The sequence below is a fragment of the Paraburkholderia sp. MM5384-R2 genome (genome assembly GCF_014201025.1).
In the GTDB taxonomy this organism is placed as follows: Bacteria; Pseudomonadota; Gammaproteobacteria; order Burkholderiales; family Burkholderiaceae; genus Paraburkholderia; species Paraburkholderia tuberum.
On record NZ_JACHDI010000002.1, the window covers coordinates 390,972 to 407,292 of the forward strand.

Annotated in this window: 8 protein-coding genes; 1 reads left to right on the forward strand and 7 read right to left on the reverse strand. The window is 60.8% G+C overall.

Translation table 11 applies throughout. The annotated features are described in order from the left end of the window. Nucleotides 1-15 precede the first annotated feature (15 nt). The 5 genes from HDG37_RS05710 to HDG37_RS05730 form a co-directional block, all read right to left on the reverse strand. Complete coding sequence (locus HDG37_RS05710; protein ID WP_184045121.1) at nt 16-1,443, reverse strand: basic amino acid/polyamine antiporter; 1,428 nt, start codon at nt 1,441-1,443, stop codon at nt 16-18. Nucleotides 1,444-1,512: 69 nt separating this feature from the next. Next, nucleotides 1,513-2,949 (reverse strand): basic amino acid/polyamine antiporter, encoded by a 1,437-nt coding sequence (locus HDG37_RS05715; RefSeq protein ID WP_184045123.1) that lies wholly within the window; start codon nt 2,947-2,949, stop codon nt 1,513-1,515. A 141-nt stretch (nt 2,950-3,090) separates the two neighbouring features. Next, the gene (locus HDG37_RS05720; protein WP_184045125.1) at nt 3,091-4,593 is read right to left on the reverse strand and encodes an efflux transporter outer membrane subunit; all 1,503 of its coding nucleotides are present in this window, start codon (nt 4,591-4,593) and stop codon (nt 3,091-3,093) included. Continuing rightward, complete coding sequence (locus HDG37_RS05725) at nt 4,590-7,649, reverse strand: efflux RND transporter permease subunit (protein WP_184045127.1); 3,060 nt, start codon at nt 7,647-7,649, stop codon at nt 4,590-4,592. The genes HDG37_RS05720 and HDG37_RS05725 overlap by 4 nt, the downstream gene beginning before the upstream one ends. After that, entirely contained in the window at nt 7,646-8,620 is a 975-nt protein-coding gene (locus HDG37_RS05730; protein WP_184045129.1) for an efflux RND transporter periplasmic adaptor subunit, read from the reverse strand. Before HDG37_RS05730 ends, HDG37_RS05725 begins: the two co-directional genes overlap by 4 nt. A gap of 982 nt (nt 8,621-9,602) precedes the next feature. On the opposite strand from HDG37_RS05730, the gene HDG37_RS05735 reads away from it, so the two are divergent. Beyond that, nucleotides 9,603-11,798, forward strand: coding sequence for an alpha/beta fold hydrolase (locus HDG37_RS05735; protein ID WP_311541053.1), 2,196 nt, complete (start codon nt 9,603-9,605; stop codon nt 11,796-11,798). Between the two features lie 2,030 nt (nt 11,799-13,828). On the opposite strand, the gene HDG37_RS05740 is transcribed toward HDG37_RS05735, so the two are convergent. Both HDG37_RS05740 and HDG37_RS05745 read right to left on the reverse strand, forming a co-directional pair. Beyond that, on the reverse strand, nt 13,829-14,803 hold the full coding sequence (locus HDG37_RS05740; protein WP_184045131.1) for a ParB/RepB/Spo0J family partition protein: 975 nt from the start codon (nt 14,801-14,803) through the stop codon (nt 13,829-13,831). Further along, on the reverse strand, nt 14,800-16,011 hold the full coding sequence (locus tag HDG37_RS05745; RefSeq protein WP_167368785.1) for a ParA family protein: 1,212 nt from the start codon (nt 16,009-16,011) through the stop codon (nt 14,800-14,802). Before HDG37_RS05745 ends, HDG37_RS05740 begins: the two co-directional genes overlap by 4 nt. Between the last annotated feature and the right edge of the window lie 310 nt (nt 16,012-16,321).

The window sequence follows — 16,321 nt, forward strand, 5'->3', positions numbered from 1 at the left end:
GCGCGAGCGCGAGCCTTAGGCCGCAAAATGATTGCGCACGAGATCGACGAACGCGACCAGCCCGGTAAGCAGAACCACGATGAACAGCCAGCGTTCGAGCAGCGTAAACACAGGCCGTTTCCCCTTGCGACGCTCGGCGACGTAAAACCACACGGTCGCCGCCGTATAAAGCACGGTCGACATCAACAGATAATGCAGGCCGCCCGCGTACACGAGAAAGAGCGCGTAGCCGCAGCCCAGCAGCGCGAGCATGAAATCGATGCGACGTGACCACGGCTGCCCCGCATACGATTCGCCGCTTGCTGCGAGCTTCAACCCATAGCCGGCGACGAGCAGATACGGGATCAGGCTCATCGACGTCGTGAACTCCTTGGCCAGCGTGAACGCTTCTTTCGAAAACAGCGTCACGATCAGAAAGGCCTGAATCACGAGGCTCGTCATCCACAGTGCGGCGACCGGTACGTGGTTGCGGTTTTCTCGCCCGAGAAACGCGGGCATCGTGCGGCTCTTGCCCGCCGCGTGCAGAATTTCGGCGGCGAGCAACGTCCATGCAAGATAAGAACCGAGTACCGATATCACCAGGCCGAGCTTGACCGCGACCGCGCCCCAGGCGCCGACCGCGGCGCTCAGCACGCCAGCCATCGACGGATTTTTCAGCGTGCCCAACTGCTCGAGCGGCAACACGCCATACGACAACATCGTGACCATGACCATCAACGCAAGCACGCAGAGAAAGCCGAGTACGGTCGCGACCCCGACGTCGCGCCGTTCGCGTGCATGCCGTGAATAGACACTCGCGCCTTCGACGCCGAGAAACACGAATACCGTGCCCAACATCGTCTTGCGCACCTCGCCGAACAGGCCGGTCGCCGACGGCTCGGGAACGGTCCACAGGTTCGCGACGAACAACTGCCACTTGACACTCGATAGCACGAGCACCGCGAACAGTCCAAGCGCGAACAACTTGGCGGCCGTCATCGACGCATTCACTACCGACGAGCCCTTCACGCCGCGCAGTATCAGGAAGTGAAACACCCAGATCATCAGCGAGGAACTGACGATCGCGCTAAACGTATTGCCAGCGCCGAATGAAGGCGCGACGATCGCGAGCGCGGACTTGATCAGCACGAGATAGGCCACGTTGCCGAGACAGCTGGCGCACCAGTAGCCGAACGCCGACAGAAATCCCGTGTAGCGTCCAAACCCGACGCGCGCATATGTGTAGACGCCAGCGTCGAGTTCCGGCTTGCGCCATGCGAGCCGTTGAAAGATCAGCGCGAGTATCAGCATGCCGGAGCCGGTGATGGTCCAGCTGATCAACGAACCGACTACGCCGGTATATTTGCCGAGCGCCTGCGGCAGCGAAAAGACGCCCACCCCGACCATCGAGCCGATCACCATCGCCATCAGGCCCGGCGCTGAAAGTCTGACGCGCTTGTCCATTGCTGCGATCGCTCTCCCGCGAACACGTTCCGATCGAGCCGCGCTCGTGCGACTACGATGATCGACCGCTCAAATGACGATCGTGCCGGTCGCGAGGCCGATCAGCGCGCCAATCGCGCCGCAGGCCGCGACGGCAAAGATGACCCACTCGACTTTCGAAAACACCCGATGAGCGCGCTCGCGTTTGGCCACCACATACAACACCGTACCGGGCGCATAAAGCAGCGCCGATAGCATCAGGAACTTCAGGCCGCCCGCGAACAGCAGAAAGGCCGTATACAACGTCGCGAACATCGCGACGAAATACTCGGTGCGCAACGCGCCGCTCAAGGTGCCGCCATTCTGTCCACTATCGTCACCCGCGGCCTTGATGCCGTATGCGGCCACGAGAAAATAGGGAATCAGTACCATCGAGCTCGTGAGATTGAGCATCAGCGCAAATGCATCGGTCGACCAGTACGTGCTGATTACGAAACACTGCACCACGGTACTCGTGAGCCAGATCGCGGCGACCGGCAGCTTGCGCTCGTTTTGTCGCGCGAAGATACGCGGCATCGTCTCGAGACGCGCGGCGGCGAACAGCACCTCGGCACAGATCAGCGACCATGCGAGGTACGCGCCGAGGATCGAAATGATCAGACCGGCGCTGACGAACACGACACCGAACGGGCCGAGCAGCGCGCCGAGTACCGCGGCCATCGACGGCTGGCGCATCACCGCGATATCGGCGCGCGGCAAGGTCGCGTAAGGCAGCAGCGTCACCAGCACCAGCAGACACAGCACGGCGACGAAGCCGGTGATCGTCGCGGCGCCGACGTCCGAGCGCTTTTTCGCATAGCGCGAGTACACGCTCGCACCTTCGATACCGACGAACACGAAGACGGTGACGAGCATCGTCGCGCGAACCTGCGAGAACAGGCCCTTGCCGATCTGATCGCTGCGTTCCCACAGATTCGCGCGAAACATGTCGGCGCGAAACAACGCGATCAGCATCACGATGAACAGCACGATTGGAATCAACTTCGCGACCGTGACGATCGTGTTGATCATCGTGGCCTGCTGGACACCGCGCAGCATCACCAGATGAAACAGCCAGATGCCCACCGACGACACGATGATCGCGGTCGCGGTGTTGCCGTTGCCGAAGGCCGGCACGAAAGCGCCAAGCGTCGATTTGATCAGCACCCAGTACGACACGTTGCCGAAGCAGCCGGCCATCCAGTAGCCGAATGCGGATAGAAAGCCCGCATAATCGCCGTAGCCCGCTCGCGCGTATGCGAACACGCCCGCATCGAGCTCGGGCCGTCGCTGCGCGAGCGCCTGAAAGACGCGCGCCAGCGCATACATGCCGATGCCCGCCACGCACCATGCAATGACCGCGCCGAACGGTCCGGTCGCGCGCGCGAAATTGCGCGGCAACGAGAAAATCCCTGCGCCCACCATTGAGCCGACGACCATCGCGGTCAATGCGGGCAACGACAGTTTCGTCTCGACCTGGGTTGCCATCGTCCACCCTTCAGAGAAGCTGATTTCTTCCAGACAGGGACTTACGCGGAGCAGGTACGCGTGCATTGCGCATCTCCTGTTAGTCCTCCCCGACTGAAGCCAACGGCCTTGCGGGTACCGGACCGCACTCCTCCTGGTCGTTCACTTTGAGGCCGGCGCCGGTGCCCTCGCGGTGGCGGGCGCGGGTTCCGTCGGCGCTCGTGTATTCGAGGCCACTGGCGGATTGGTCAACCAGCCGCCTCCCATCGCCCTGAACAGCGCGAACTGTGCCTGCAGTTCGCCGACCTCTTCCCTCGCCTGCGACGACTGGCTTTCGAGCAGCGCAACCCGCACCTGATCGATATCGACGCGGCCGGTATCGCCGAGTTCGTAGCGACGTCGCACCTGGCTCAACTGCGTGGTGCGACGCATGACTTCTTCATTGCGTGCCTTGAACAACTCGTCCTGCCGGTTCAAACGCGCCAGCGCACGGTCGACGTCATAGAACGCACCGAGCGCGGTCTTTTCGTAGTTCAACATGGCCTGCTGCGCCTGCGCATCCGACGACTCCACCTGCGAGCGCCGCGCGCCAAAGTCGATCAGCGGCAGCGCCATCGCCGCGCCGAACAGCCAGAACGTGCTGGCCCCGAGGCTTTGACCCGCGATCTCCCAACCATTGCGTGCAAGCAAACCGCTCAACGACATGGTCGGCCAGTAGTTGAGCCGCGCGACATCCGACTGCCTGAGCGCCGCATTCACGCGTGCCTGCGCCGCGATCAGATCCGGGCGCCGCATCAGCAGGTCGACCGGCTGGCCGGGCTCGATATGCGGCAGCGCGGTCATCAGCGTGTCGCTTTGATCGAGAATCCCCGCGAAGTCCGCGGGCTGCACGCCGCATAGATTCTGCAAATTGAGTCGTGCCTGCGCGATGCCGTTCTCCACGTCCTGCAAACGCGCATCGACCTGCGCGCGGCCGGCGCGCGCTGCTTCGATGTCCGTACTCAGCACGAGACCCGCGTTAAAGCTCTTCTCGGCGATGTTGACGAAGTCGTCCGCGATCGCGCGGCTCTGCAGCAAAATCGCGCGCTGACGCAGCAGCCCACGATAGGTGACGTACAGATCCGCGACACCCGACACCACGCTCAGGCGTACCGCCTCCGCGTCGCCCGCGGCCGCGCGTGCCTGTTCGCGTGCCGCCGAGAGCCTTGCGCGTCCCTGACCGAACAGGTCGATCTCCCATCGCGCCTGCAAGCCGACACGCCAGAACTGCGCATCGGTATTGTTGATGCCGAGGAATTCCGCGAATTCGAGCTGCGTCTCGGCGCCGTGGTACTTCGCAGCGCTCACGCCGGCACCGACCGACGGCAGCAGTTGCGAGCGAGCCAGCCGGATCCCGGCCTGCACCTGATCGACCCGTGCGTAAGCGGTCGCGATGTCGAAGTTGTGCGCGAGCGCGAGATCGATCAGTCTGTTCAGCGTCGGGTCGTTGTACTGGGTCCACCATGCCGCGAGCTGCTGCTCGGACATCGGTGTCGCCACGCCCGGTTGCGCCTCCGAATACTGCGGCGGAAACGCGGCGGGCTTTTGCAGCTGCAATGAACCCGTACAGCCGGCTTCGAGCAGCAGGGCCGCGATGGCGAGAAGATAAGGGCGCGCGCGGATCATTTTGCTTCCGGGTGTCGACCCGGCTCCCATTCCGCCTGCCTGATCGAGAACAGCATCGCATACAGCGCCGGCACGGCGACCAACGTCAGCACGGTGGCAAAAACAAGGCCCGCCATAATCGTGATCGCCATGTCCTTGAAGAAAGGATCCCACAACAACGGCGCCATGCCGAGCGCCGTCGTACCGCCCCCCAGTATCACCGGCCGCAGACGGTTCATCGCGCCGTGGGTCACCGCCTGCATGCGCGGCACGCCCGCGGCGATCTGCGAATCCATCTCTTCGACGAGCACCACGCCGTTCTTGATCAGCATGCCGATCAGACTCAATAGACCGAGCAACGCCATGAAGCCGAACGCGCCGCGAAATAGCAGCAGACCGAGCGTGACGCCGACGATCGACATCGGCACGACGAGCAGCACGACGAGCGCCGGCTTCAGGCGTCCGAACATCATCAGCACGAGCAGCGCCATGCCGATGAAGCCGAGCGGCAGTTGACGGAACAGGCTCTGCTGCGCGCGCGTCGACGATTCGTGCTCGCCGCCCCATTCGAAGCTATAGCCCGGTGGCAGCTTGATGTTCTCGATGCCCGAGCGTATGCGGTTGAACGCGTCGACACTGTTCTGGCCATAGATCGGGTTGCCCGAAACCGTAAGCGTGCGAATCCTGTTTTCGCGCGCGATCTGGCCTTCCTCGGTACCGACCGTGAAGCCGTTGACCACGTCGCCGAGCGGCACGTAACGGCGCAGCCCCGCGCTGAACACCTGCAGGTCCTGCAGACCCGCGACGCCACGCGTGTAGTCGGGCGAACGCAGCATGATCGGCAGTAGCTGATCGCCTTCGCGATAGATGCCCGCCCGCAGGCCTTCGGTTGCATAAGCCATCGTGTCGCTAACCTGACGGCGCGTCACACCGAGCGAGCGCGCCCGCGATTCGTCGAATTCCGGCCGCACGATGCTGATCGGGTTCTCCCAGTCGTCGCGAATCGCGATGATGCGGCCGTCGGCCTTCAGCACGTTCTGCGCTTCCTGCGACAAGCGGCGCAGCACCATCGGATCGGGTCCGGAGAAGCGCGCCTGAATCGCCGCACCTCCACCGGGGCCGAAGTTCGGCCGCGTGACCGTCCAATGCTGCTCGGGGAAGCGCTTCTTCAGATCCGCTTCGATGTCCGGAATCATGTCGTCGATCAGGCCCTGGTCTTTCGCGCCGACGATGAACTGCGCGTACGACGGATCACGCGTCTCCGGATCGTAGGCGAGGAAGAAACGCGTCGCGCCCGAGCCGATATACGTCTGCACGTTGGTGACGTCCGCATGCTTGAGGAGCACCTTTTCCACCTCGCGGCTCTTCTCGACGACCGCGCGAATATCGGCGCCGCGTTGCAAGCGCATGTCCACATAAAAGATCGGCGTAGTCGACGCGGGGAAGAAGCTCTGCGCGACGAAGCGGAACGCCCATCCGGCCAGCACCGTCAGCGCAACGAGGCCGATGACCACGAGCACGCGCCGTCTGGTGACCCATGACAACAGCGCGCCATAGCGCTTGTACAGCTTCGACTTGAACGGGTCTTCATCGATGATGTCCGCGGGCTTGAAAAGATACGTGCCGAACAGCGGTGTCAGGGCGATGGCGATCACCCAGCTGAATAGCAGCGAAATCGCAGCGACGGCGAACAACGATGCACAGAATTCGCCGACCGCATCCGGCGACAGGCCGATGCCCGAGAAAGCCAGAATTCCCACAATGGTCGACGCGAGCAGAAGCCATTGGCTTTGTTTGAGAATCTCGGTCGCCGCCTGGAGATGCGACTTGCCTCGTTGAACCTTCACGAGCATCCCCTCGACCACCACGATGCTGTTGTCGGTCAGCATGCCCATCACGATGATCAGCGCGCCGAGTGAGATACGCTGCAGCTCGATGCCTGCCGCGTACATGACCAGCAGCGTGCCGAGGATCGACAGGAACAGCTCGACGCCCAGCACGACGCCCGCGCGCCAGCCGAGCGCAATGCCCAGCGCGACACCGACGATCGCCACGGACAGGAACACATCGAAGATGAAGCCACGTACGCTTTCGTCGACGATCTGTGGCTGATCGTAAAGCGAGTACAGCTTGATGCCGATCGGGCGATCACGTTCGAGTTCGGCGAGCTTCGCCTTGATCTTCTCGCCGACCTTCACCACGTTGACGCGCGGCCGCGCGCTGATACCGATCGTGATCGCGGGCTGACCGTTGAAGTGAATGACCTGGTTCGGAATCGTCGCATAGCCATGGCTCACGCGAGCGATGTCGCCAAGCAGCAGCGGGCCCGGTGTATTGTTGACGGGCAGCGAACGGATGGCCTGCAGCGAATCGAGCGATCCAGTCGGCGCAATCCGCAACGACAGGTCGCCGACGCGTTCGCGGCCGGCGGGCCGAACCTCGTTCTGCAGGAACAGCGTCTGCGCGAGATCGTCGGTGGACAGATCGTTGGCGATCAGTTGCGACTGGTCGACGTCGACCGAGATCTGCTCCTGCTGCTCACCGGCGATCACGATGTCGGACACGTCGCCGAGTGTCAGCAGTTGGCGGCGCAGTTCGCGCGCGTACTCATACAGTTGCGCCTGCGAGTAGCCCTCGCCGGTTAGCGCGTAGAACATCCCGTAGACGTCGCCGAAACGGTCGAGCACGAGTGACGGTCCCGCGCCCGGCGGAAGCCGGGGCTGTGCATCCGATACCGACTTGCGCACCTCGTCCCACACCTGCGGCAATTGCGCCGACGTGTACTGGTCGCGAATCTCGACGCGGATTTCCGAGTAGCCCGGCATGGAACGCGAGGTCAGCTTCTCGACCTGCGGCATCTGCTGGATCGCGCTTTCGAGGCGGTCCGTCACTTCCTGCTCGACTTCGTGCGCGCTCGCGCCGGGATACAGCGTCACGACGACCGCGGCCTTGATCGTAAACTTCGGGTCTTCAAGCCGCCCGATGTTGAAGTACGCGAAGATACCGCCCAACAGCGAGATCAGCGTCAGAACCCACGCGATCAGCGGCTTTTCGATAAGGGGGCGCGCGAGGTTCATTGAGGCGCATCCATTGGACGAACCGCCATTCCCTCTTTCATAAACTGCGAGCCGCCGGCCACCACGCGGTCGCCCGCCGCGACCGCCCCCGCGACGACCACATCGTCATTGCGAATTTCGCGCACGCTGACCGGCACCGCATGCACACGGCCGGACGCGGCATCGTAGCGCCACAGACGGCGCTGACCGTCCGCGCCGATCGACACCGCCGCGATCGGAATCGCGAAGTAGCCGTGGTTCTCGTTTTGCGCGACCTGACGCGCCGTTTCGGAAATCTGTACGCGCAGCGCCATGCCGGGGAACAGCATCGTGCTTTGCGGTCCTTCGATCGAGAACACGAGCCGGTAGGCCGCCGAAGTCGGCGAGGTCTGCGTGGTCCGTTCGCGGAACACGAGCGGGAAGCGGTTCTGCGGCCGCCCGGGCAGCCACGCCTCGGCTCTCAGCGTCTTGTCGACGAACAGCCGTTCGGCAATGCTCTGAGGCAGATCGACGCCGACATCGGCACGGCCGATGTTTTCCAGATTGAACGCGGGCGCCCCAGCCTGCACGACCTGCTGGATCTCGATGTTGCGGCGAGCGATCCGGCCGTCGAATGGCGCGACGAGCTGGGTATTGCGCAGGTCGCGGCTCGCCAGGTCGCGTGCCGCGCGTGCGGCGTCCGTGGAAGCCGAGAGCTGCTCATAAGCAGCCTGAGACAGAATGCCGTCCTTGCGCAGCACCGCCTGGCGCTTCAGGTTGTCGCTCAGCTGCTGATACTGCGCGTTCGCGCGTTGCAGTTGCAGCTTGTAGGGTTCCTCGTCGATCCGCGCGATCAGTTGCCCGCGTTTCACCGACGCGCCTTCGAGCACCGCGATCTGCACGACGCGGCCCGATACTTCGAATGCGAGCGGCGAGATGCTGGTCTGCTCGACCCGCCCGGTAAAAATGCGAATGGCGGAAGCGTCGGCCGGTTCGACCCTGGTGAGCTGCACGGCTGGCCTCGTATCGCCACTCTGTGTTTCGGTCTGCCGTTGGCAGCCCGACAGTGAAACGACAAGCGCGCAGGTCAGCGCGCACGACACTACGCCGGTCAGTGCGATTCCGCCTGATCGGCGAGGCCGCGGTGCATCGGAGCGGTTTGCATTCATGACGTCCTCGGCTGACTGCTGGCGCAACCCATGTCGTAAGCCCAGCGGCAACGTAGCTCACGGGCCGGCGAATACGAGACCCTACAGGTTGCTCAGCAATTCATAGGGGCCCATAACAGTGGACCGACGGGTGCATCCGATGCGACTTCCACGGCCAGGTCAGACTCGAGGAACAGCGGCATCCCTTCTGTCGAACCGGCAACGTCGTTCAAAGCAGTCTATCGGCGACAATGGTGTTGTGGCCGTCCAGACTACAGCTGCAACCTATGTGTCGTCATTCCGGCTCCGTTCATCAGGCATCCTGTCGAACTGCCAAACTGCTTCGCCATGCCGAAACAAGACTGAGGAAATTGACGAATCCGCCCTGTATGGAATGCACGACGATTCCGCATAACCTGAAGACGAATGAATATGCGGGCGGATTGCAGCGTTGAATCAGATCCCTTCGATTGAACCTTGCTGCAAAATTATTAAAGTTCCCAAACAATTCGCTGTCAAGAGCCTCACAGGCGCAGCACGATCGTATCGATTGCTTACCTTAAGCGGTATATCAAAGCCGTCATATGCGTTCATGACTTCGCGCAGTTCACCGGTGTTTTCCCCGTGTCATGCGTGCGTCATTGCCCCCTTTCAGTTCGTCACAGGCATCATGGCCGAACAGTGCGCAAGCCGTCAATCGATTCGCGACTTGCTACGGTCATACCGACTCGTTCTATGGTTGCTTCGGCTTCTGTTGATGAAATATCAGCATGGCTATTCTGCTGTACTAGTCACGAAATGCCATAGGGAAAAATGCTATAGGTTTCAAGGAATTTTTGTTTCGCCGATGGGTGACGCAACTCTGCGTGAAAAGAAAGTTGGCAATTGCAACGTCGCGGCCGCCGCCAGCGTTCATCGCTTGCATCGGCGTAGCGCGGCTGCCCTCTCGCACGAACCGGTTCGACGCATCATGACGCGCTCGCTCGCATCGTGGACATCGCGGTGCGCGGCACTCGCGCTGCTTACCAGCAGTCTTCTGTGCGGTTGCGCGATGGTGACCGTCAGCTCGCAAGGCCCGGAGCAGTACATCGCGATGCGCCGTGGCGACATTCTGTCGACCGGCCGTCTGAGCGCCGCGACGCGAGACACCCTGCACATCGCGGCACTCGATGGGAACACCTGCCAACGTGAGCCACTCGATTGCATCAATACGATCTCGACCGTCGGCGGAATCAATACCGACCGGCGATTGTCGAGCCTCGCCGAACTGTCGTTGCTGATGGCCATCACCAACACGCCGGCCAACACCAGCGATTGGAGCGACGCGCAATTCGATCTGTGGCTCAGGGCCACGCGATTCGCGTATGCGTTTCTGTTCCTCGGTGAACGCACTGCTGGCGAATGTGCATTCGAAGATCGTCAGACCCAGGTCCGTGACTACTACAACTACGCGGTGCAGGAGCTTGCCCACGCGCTGTTTCTGCGTGGCGCGCTCGCTACCGATGCCGGCAACGGCGTGCCGGGCACGCAGTACATCGCAGGCTGGTCCATTCATCTCGACCTGAGCCGAACCCGGTTACCCGAAGGCGTGCGCGAACCGCGCGAAGTCATCCCGGCGTCGCGGCTGTCGTTCGCGGGGATACGTAGCATTTATCGACGCGATGGTTTGGGGGCGGAACTCGTTGCTGTGATGAACGTGCCGACGCCTGAAGATGACGTCGATGCGGGTGGCGATGCGGGTGGCAATGCCCGCGCCGACACGCGTGTGTCCGCCCGCGTCGATGGTCCCGCGAGCGCACCGTTCAACCCCGGCCTGTCTTCAGCAGCCGCGGGTCGGCCAAGGCCGGCGTCGCGCTTTTTCCGCGAGATGCCGTCGCCGAACGTCACCGCGTTGATCTGGTTCAGCCAGGGCACGCTCGAACAGGTGCTTGCCTCGCATGAGCTCGTGCTGTCCGTCTATGATCCGTATCGCGAAGACAGTGTCGAGCGACACGGCCAGACTGTGCCACTCTCGGCCAACTTCAGCGCCGGCTACAGCATCTGGCTCGCGCGCTCCGGCTTCGCCGGGCAATCGTTGCGCACGCTGTTTGGACGCGCACACGGTATCGATACGCCCCGCATCTACATGATGCAACCGTTCGATCCCAATCGACGGATCATTCTGATGCTGCACGGCCTCGCGAGCAGCCCCGAGGCATGGGTCAACGTCGCCAACGATATTCAGGGCGATGAAGTGCTTCGCCGGCATTTCCAGGTGTGGCAGGTCTACTACCCGACCAACGTGCCGATTCTGGTCAACCTCGCGCGCATCCGCCGCGCCACGCAGCAGACGCTCGCGCACTTCGATCCAGACGGTACGGCGCCGGCGTCGCATGGCATGGTGTTGATTGGTCATAGCATGGGCGGCGTTCTGGCGCGGCTGCTCGTGTCGACTTCCGGCGACGCGCTTTGGGCGACGTTCGAGGACAAATACGTGCCCGAGGGCACCGATATCGATCGCGAGGACGAGCGGCTCGATCGGCTACTGAACTTCACGCCGATGCCGCAAATCGAGCGCGCCATATTTATCGCGGCCCCCCATCGAGGCACGCCGTTCGCGAGCAACCGGCTGTCGCGCTGGGCGGCCAACCTCGTGCGTCTGCCGCTTGCCCTGCTGAACGAGATCGAGGAAGTGATGCAGACGGCGACGAACATCGAACCGCAGGGACGGACCTTCCATGTGCCTAACAGCATCGAACAACTGCGCGAAACCGATCCGTTGATTCGCGCGACGTCGCAGTTGCCGATCAGCCCCGAGGTTTGCTTCCATTCGATCATCGCGCGGCGCCGCGAAAACGGACCGCTCGAAGATTCCGATGATGGCGTGGTCCCTTATCGCAGCGCGCATCTCGTGGGCGCGCTGTCGGAGAAGGTGATTGTTGCTGGACACAGTGTGCAGGAGACGCCGCGGGCGATCCTTGAGATTCGGCGGATCTTGCATGAGGATATTGCGCAGATCGATCAGCGCGGGGAGGTTTGCGGGGAGGCTCGGATAGCGAAGTGAGGGCGGAGGGGCCAGCTGTCTTTTGCGGCGGCTCGGACTTGGGCTCGGACTTGACGAGCTTGCGGTTGCTGGGCTCTGTTCGAATCACTGGTACAGCGTCCCGAATCAAGCCAGCGTGATCGAGGCAGGAGCGGAAGATTGGTTCGGATGAGCGGTCAGGTCGGCGGAACGCTCGAAAGATCGCGACGGCCGCTCGAAATTCTTTCGCTACAAATTACGTATTGAATGTTACGGATTGGCGGGGCATGTGTGTTCATTCTGGCGCGTTGTCGCCGTTTGGTGGGAGTAATCGGGTATCGTGCACCAATTTGATTGATTGGCGTGAAACAATGGCGCGAATTGGTGAAAAAAGTCTTTTAAAACAATAGGTTGGCGCGCATAAAAGATGTTTTGTTATGTTTCACGCAGTGTCGGTTGGCGAGATTGGCCGAAGAATCGAAAATTCTCGATCGTATTGGCTAAGAGTCACTCGTTTTTCGATATTTAGTTCGCAAAAGTGGACCGGTTGTTCTGTCCCCGCATATTGTTAGGTTGCCGATGCGCGACTGCTGCATCTGCTGAAGTTCAAGTTGGCCACACGCGTGGCGGTTGACAGTCGCTCGCATTGCGGACGCGCGATCGTCTTGCTATCAATATCACGGGGCGGGCCGGGAGAAACTCTTTACGTTCGCGAAATTTGCGCGCCTGCCCTCACCTATCCTGCCGTCCATCGTCCGACGGATTTCTTGCGGATGCTCTGAGAGCAGCGATGTTGATTTCGCGCTGAACGAGTGGTCTGACGCAGGCCCATCCGTGTGGCGTGACATACGATTGGACGGAGATCATTCGTTGCGGTCGAGTCACTCATTGCTCCGGTGCTTGCCCAAAAATGATCGGCGCGGTCGCGATGCATACCTTCGAGTACGTCTACCTGGGCGTCTCCTCGGCGGGTAAGTAAATCGGTAGGCGTGAGACCGACATCAACTATCTTTAGAGTGTCCTCTCTTGACGACGGTGGGATGTTGGTTCACCGCGATTACGGCCAATTCATCGCGGCCGGCAGGCGTTCGCGATTGACTTTCTGGTCGTCGATCGAACACCGTTTGCGGAACGGCGACTGCACCGTTTGAGAGAACGCGTGATACATGATTCGGGGTGCCTTAACGCGACGTTCCAGTAATAACTGGCTCCCGCCGGATCTTGACGCATGTCGTCTGTTCGCTAAGGCAAGCCCCATTCACAGCCTTCCTTTGCGCGTTTGTTCGTGCCGCTTTCATTGCTAATCGTACGGAACAGCTTTTCCGGCAGAACGACTGCCGACTTTGCGGTCGATAAGCGGTGGCGTCAACGCTGCGCGCGTTCATTGCCTGAGGTACACCGGGAGAGTGAAGCATTCTTGCGGGGCGTCGACGATCTTCGCCGAGGTTTGCTACGGCCGAAAGCGCCATCATGAACACAGGTGTTCACGGACAACCATGTGCAATGCACGTCGCGCACTAAGGGCCGCGACCTTTCTCATTGAGAAGATTGGGACCGACGATAGCGGAGTCGAGTCGTCTCGGGGAAACGCGCTGATGCGGCATTGGGTTGAGAACGACCGTGGATGGTACAGAGGGCTGGCCCTCCATCCCGTCCGTCATATGTCGCCTGTGCGATTTTGTATGTGCTCCGGGTAATGCGACCGTCAACGAAGCAGCCGAACCCGGCTCAATGGATGCATCAGAAATCCCCAGTCATTGGCTGTCTCGCTCATGGCGAGCGGCTGAGCCGCCGCAGGTGCCTGCGAGATCGCTGCGAACGCAATACTGCGCGAATCGCTCCACGGGTCGTGCAAGGCACGAAGGATGTACGTTCGCGCGGACGCGGCACGCTTTCATCGGCATCGGGGGTACGTCGTCAAGAGTGTCTAGAGTCTAGACACCGGATGGCGCAAAGGTAGGGCTGCGGAGTGAGTGTCTAGACTCTAGACACTCTTCGAGTGGACCGATTTGATTGACCCAAAAAAAAGCCCGCACTAAGCGGGCCTTTTAACACTACAACCGAACCACCAATTAGCTCGTCTTCGGCTGCGATTGGAACATCTGTCCGATCAACTGTCGTATCTGAACTTCTTGCGCCTCGGTGATCACTCCGGTCTTGATCTTGATCGTGAAGTTACTCACATCCTTGGTGATGCTCCCAGCGTGCTCTCGTCCCGCGAAAAATTTCTCGATGCTGCGTCCGCCGGTACCGCCCGACGTCGTCTGCCGGGTCGCCAGGGCGGTGATTCCCGCCGCGACCTTGCCCTGATCCATTTCGCCTCTCACCAACAGAGGCCAAATTTCGCGAGCGGCTTTAACGCCATCCTCGCCATGTTTTTTGATAGCCGCTGCAATTGCTTGCGCCGCAGTCCCGCCCAATAGTCGCGGTTGAATATCGAGATCTTTCTTGATGAAGTCCGGCAGATTGTCGAACGACAAGAACTGATACAGACCTGCCCGCGACAATCCCATCGCTTCCGCCAGTCGCTTGCGATTCGGGAACTCTGTTTCCGATCGACGAATCGCCACGCCGATTTCATAGTCAGCAAGGTCGTCGCGGCTAATGTTTTCAACCATTGCGAGCACGGCCATATCCGAGTCGGAGCAATCCGCAACCACGGCCTTGATCGTGTCCAGCCCCAACATCTTGTGCGCACGCCAGCGTCGTTCGCCGGCGACGATCTGATAGTCGTCCGCAACACGACGGACCACGATCGGCTGCATCAGTCCAACTTCGCGGATCGACTCCGCAAGCTCGGCTAACTTTGCTTCGTTGAACACGCGACGCGGCTGCCAAGGGTTCGGCAAGATGCCAGCAACCGCCAGTTGCGATGCGACGCCAGTCGATTCCAGTTCCTGCACGCGAAGTTGCGCAACGGCCAGCGCGCCGGCAAGGCCGGGCGCCGTTTGCGTGCGGTTGCTGCGCTTCACCTCGTCCTCGTTGATCGACGAAGTTTTGCGAATGCCGGACGTCTTGGCCAGCAACTGTTCTCGCATATTGCTCATTGCGCGTTCCTCCATTTTTCCGAATAGATCTCGTCGATCCAGCGACAGTAGTCGACGAGAGGTTGCCGCACGCGTTGCAGCGACTTGGCCGCGCTGTGATTGCTGCTGATGTCGAAGACGGTCGAGAACGCCAACGCCCCGGTGCTCATCACCGAGCTCGCCGGTACCTCGATCGAATGCAGCCAGTTTTCGTACGCGCTTTGCGCCCACGCGCGCACGATCGGCGCCGACGAGTTCCGCCCATAATCGACCCGCGACAACACCAGCGACACGAAGTCGTACTTCTTGTCCGTCTCGAATTTGATAAAGCTTTTGGACACGTCCGAGAAAAGTCGCCAGAACGACAGCGAGCTGATGAAGTCCAGGTTTTCCGGCACCATCGGCATCACCATGGCATCCGCGGCCATCAGCGCGTTCAGATTGAGGTACGACAGCGACGGCGACGTATCCATGAGAATGTAGTCGTACTTCTTGCGCAGCGGCTCGAGCCCTTGACGAAGCACGGTCCAGAAGCGAAAACCCGGTCGCATCTTTTGCATCGCCGGCAGATGGAACTCTGCTCCAATCAGTTCCGTGTGCGCAGGAATCACGTCGATGCCATCCCAGTACGTCGACTGGACCCGCCCCTCGAGGCCACCTTCGATGTCCTGGTCGTAGACGTACGGCAATACTGTGTCTTCAGGCGTCACGTCTTTTTCCGCGTACAGTCCGCACAGTTCCGAAAGCGACGCCTGCGGGTCGAGATCAACCACCAACACTTTGCGTCCCCGCAGCGACAGCCCCTGGGCGAGGCACATCGTCGTCGTCGTCTTGGCGGAGCCACCTTTGAGCTGCGCGGTGATAATGATCTTCCCGTCTGGCTCCTTCAGGCGCGTGACCAGTGGAGTCTGGTAGATGTCGGAAATCTTTTGTACCCAGATCCGCGCCTCCTCCAGCGTGAAGGTCCGGGTACGGCCCGTGCCTGCCGCCGTGCCCGAAGGCAGTTCTCCGTCGCCTTTTGTCGCGAGATACTGAACCTGCGAGTGTGAGACGTTGCACATCTCGGCAATCTCGCCGGTCTTGAAAACGGGAGCCGTTTTTCGAGGACGCGGAGCCAGAATCGTGTCACGCAGCTCATTAGTGAAAATGGTGACTTTTTCTGCGAACTCACTGATCTGCTCAAAGTGAACGGTTCGGTCTACGGCAGGAAGTTGGCTCGTTCTGACCATTCTGAGGTTTTTCCATAAAATTCCAGAAACCTCAGAATACAGGAAATACTTGAAAATAGCTTTTTAAATTACTGTTTTTATGCGGATTTTCTGCAAATTTCTGTATTTCCAGACCGTTTTCTGTTGCGGAATCGCCATGGAAACTAAACGACCCTCGAAACACTGCGTCCTCGAAGGCACAAATGACCTCACCTTTCTTCGCAAATCTCTTAGCGGAGTCGGCACACCTGCTCGAGACTTAGGCACTTGGTGAGGTCATTTGTGCACTTTCTCGTTTCCTGAAAGAGCGGTCCGGCAATCTTCTGCACAA

What these genes read in the sequence shown, in the direction of transcription:
- HDG37_RS05710 (WP_184045121.1), bottom strand. Translation starts at nt 1,443, where the DNA reads ATGGACAAGCGCGTCAGACTTTCAGCGCCGGGCCTGATGGCGATGGTG.
- HDG37_RS05715 (WP_184045123.1), bottom strand. Translation starts at nt 2,949, where the DNA reads ATGGCAACCCAGGTCGAGACGAAACTGTCGTTGCCCGCATTGACCGCG.
- HDG37_RS05720 (WP_184045125.1), bottom strand. Translation starts at nt 4,593, where the DNA reads ATGATCCGCGCGCGCCCTTATCTTCTCGCCATCGCGGCCCTGCTGCTC.
- HDG37_RS05725 (WP_184045127.1), bottom strand. Translation starts at nt 7,649, where the DNA reads ATGAACCTCGCGCGCCCCCTTATCGAAAAGCCGCTGATCGCGTGGGTT.
- HDG37_RS05735 (WP_311541053.1), top strand. Translation starts at nt 9,603, where the DNA reads ATGGGTGACGCAACTCTGCGTGAAAAGAAAGTTGGCAATTGCAACGTC.
- HDG37_RS05740 (WP_184045131.1), bottom strand. Translation starts at nt 14,803, where the DNA reads ATGAGCAATATGCGAGAACAGTTGCTGGCCAAGACGTCCGGCATTCGC.
- HDG37_RS05745 (WP_167368785.1), bottom strand. Translation starts at nt 16,011, where the DNA reads ATGGTCAGAACGAGCCAACTTCCTGCCGTAGACCGAACCGTTCACTTT.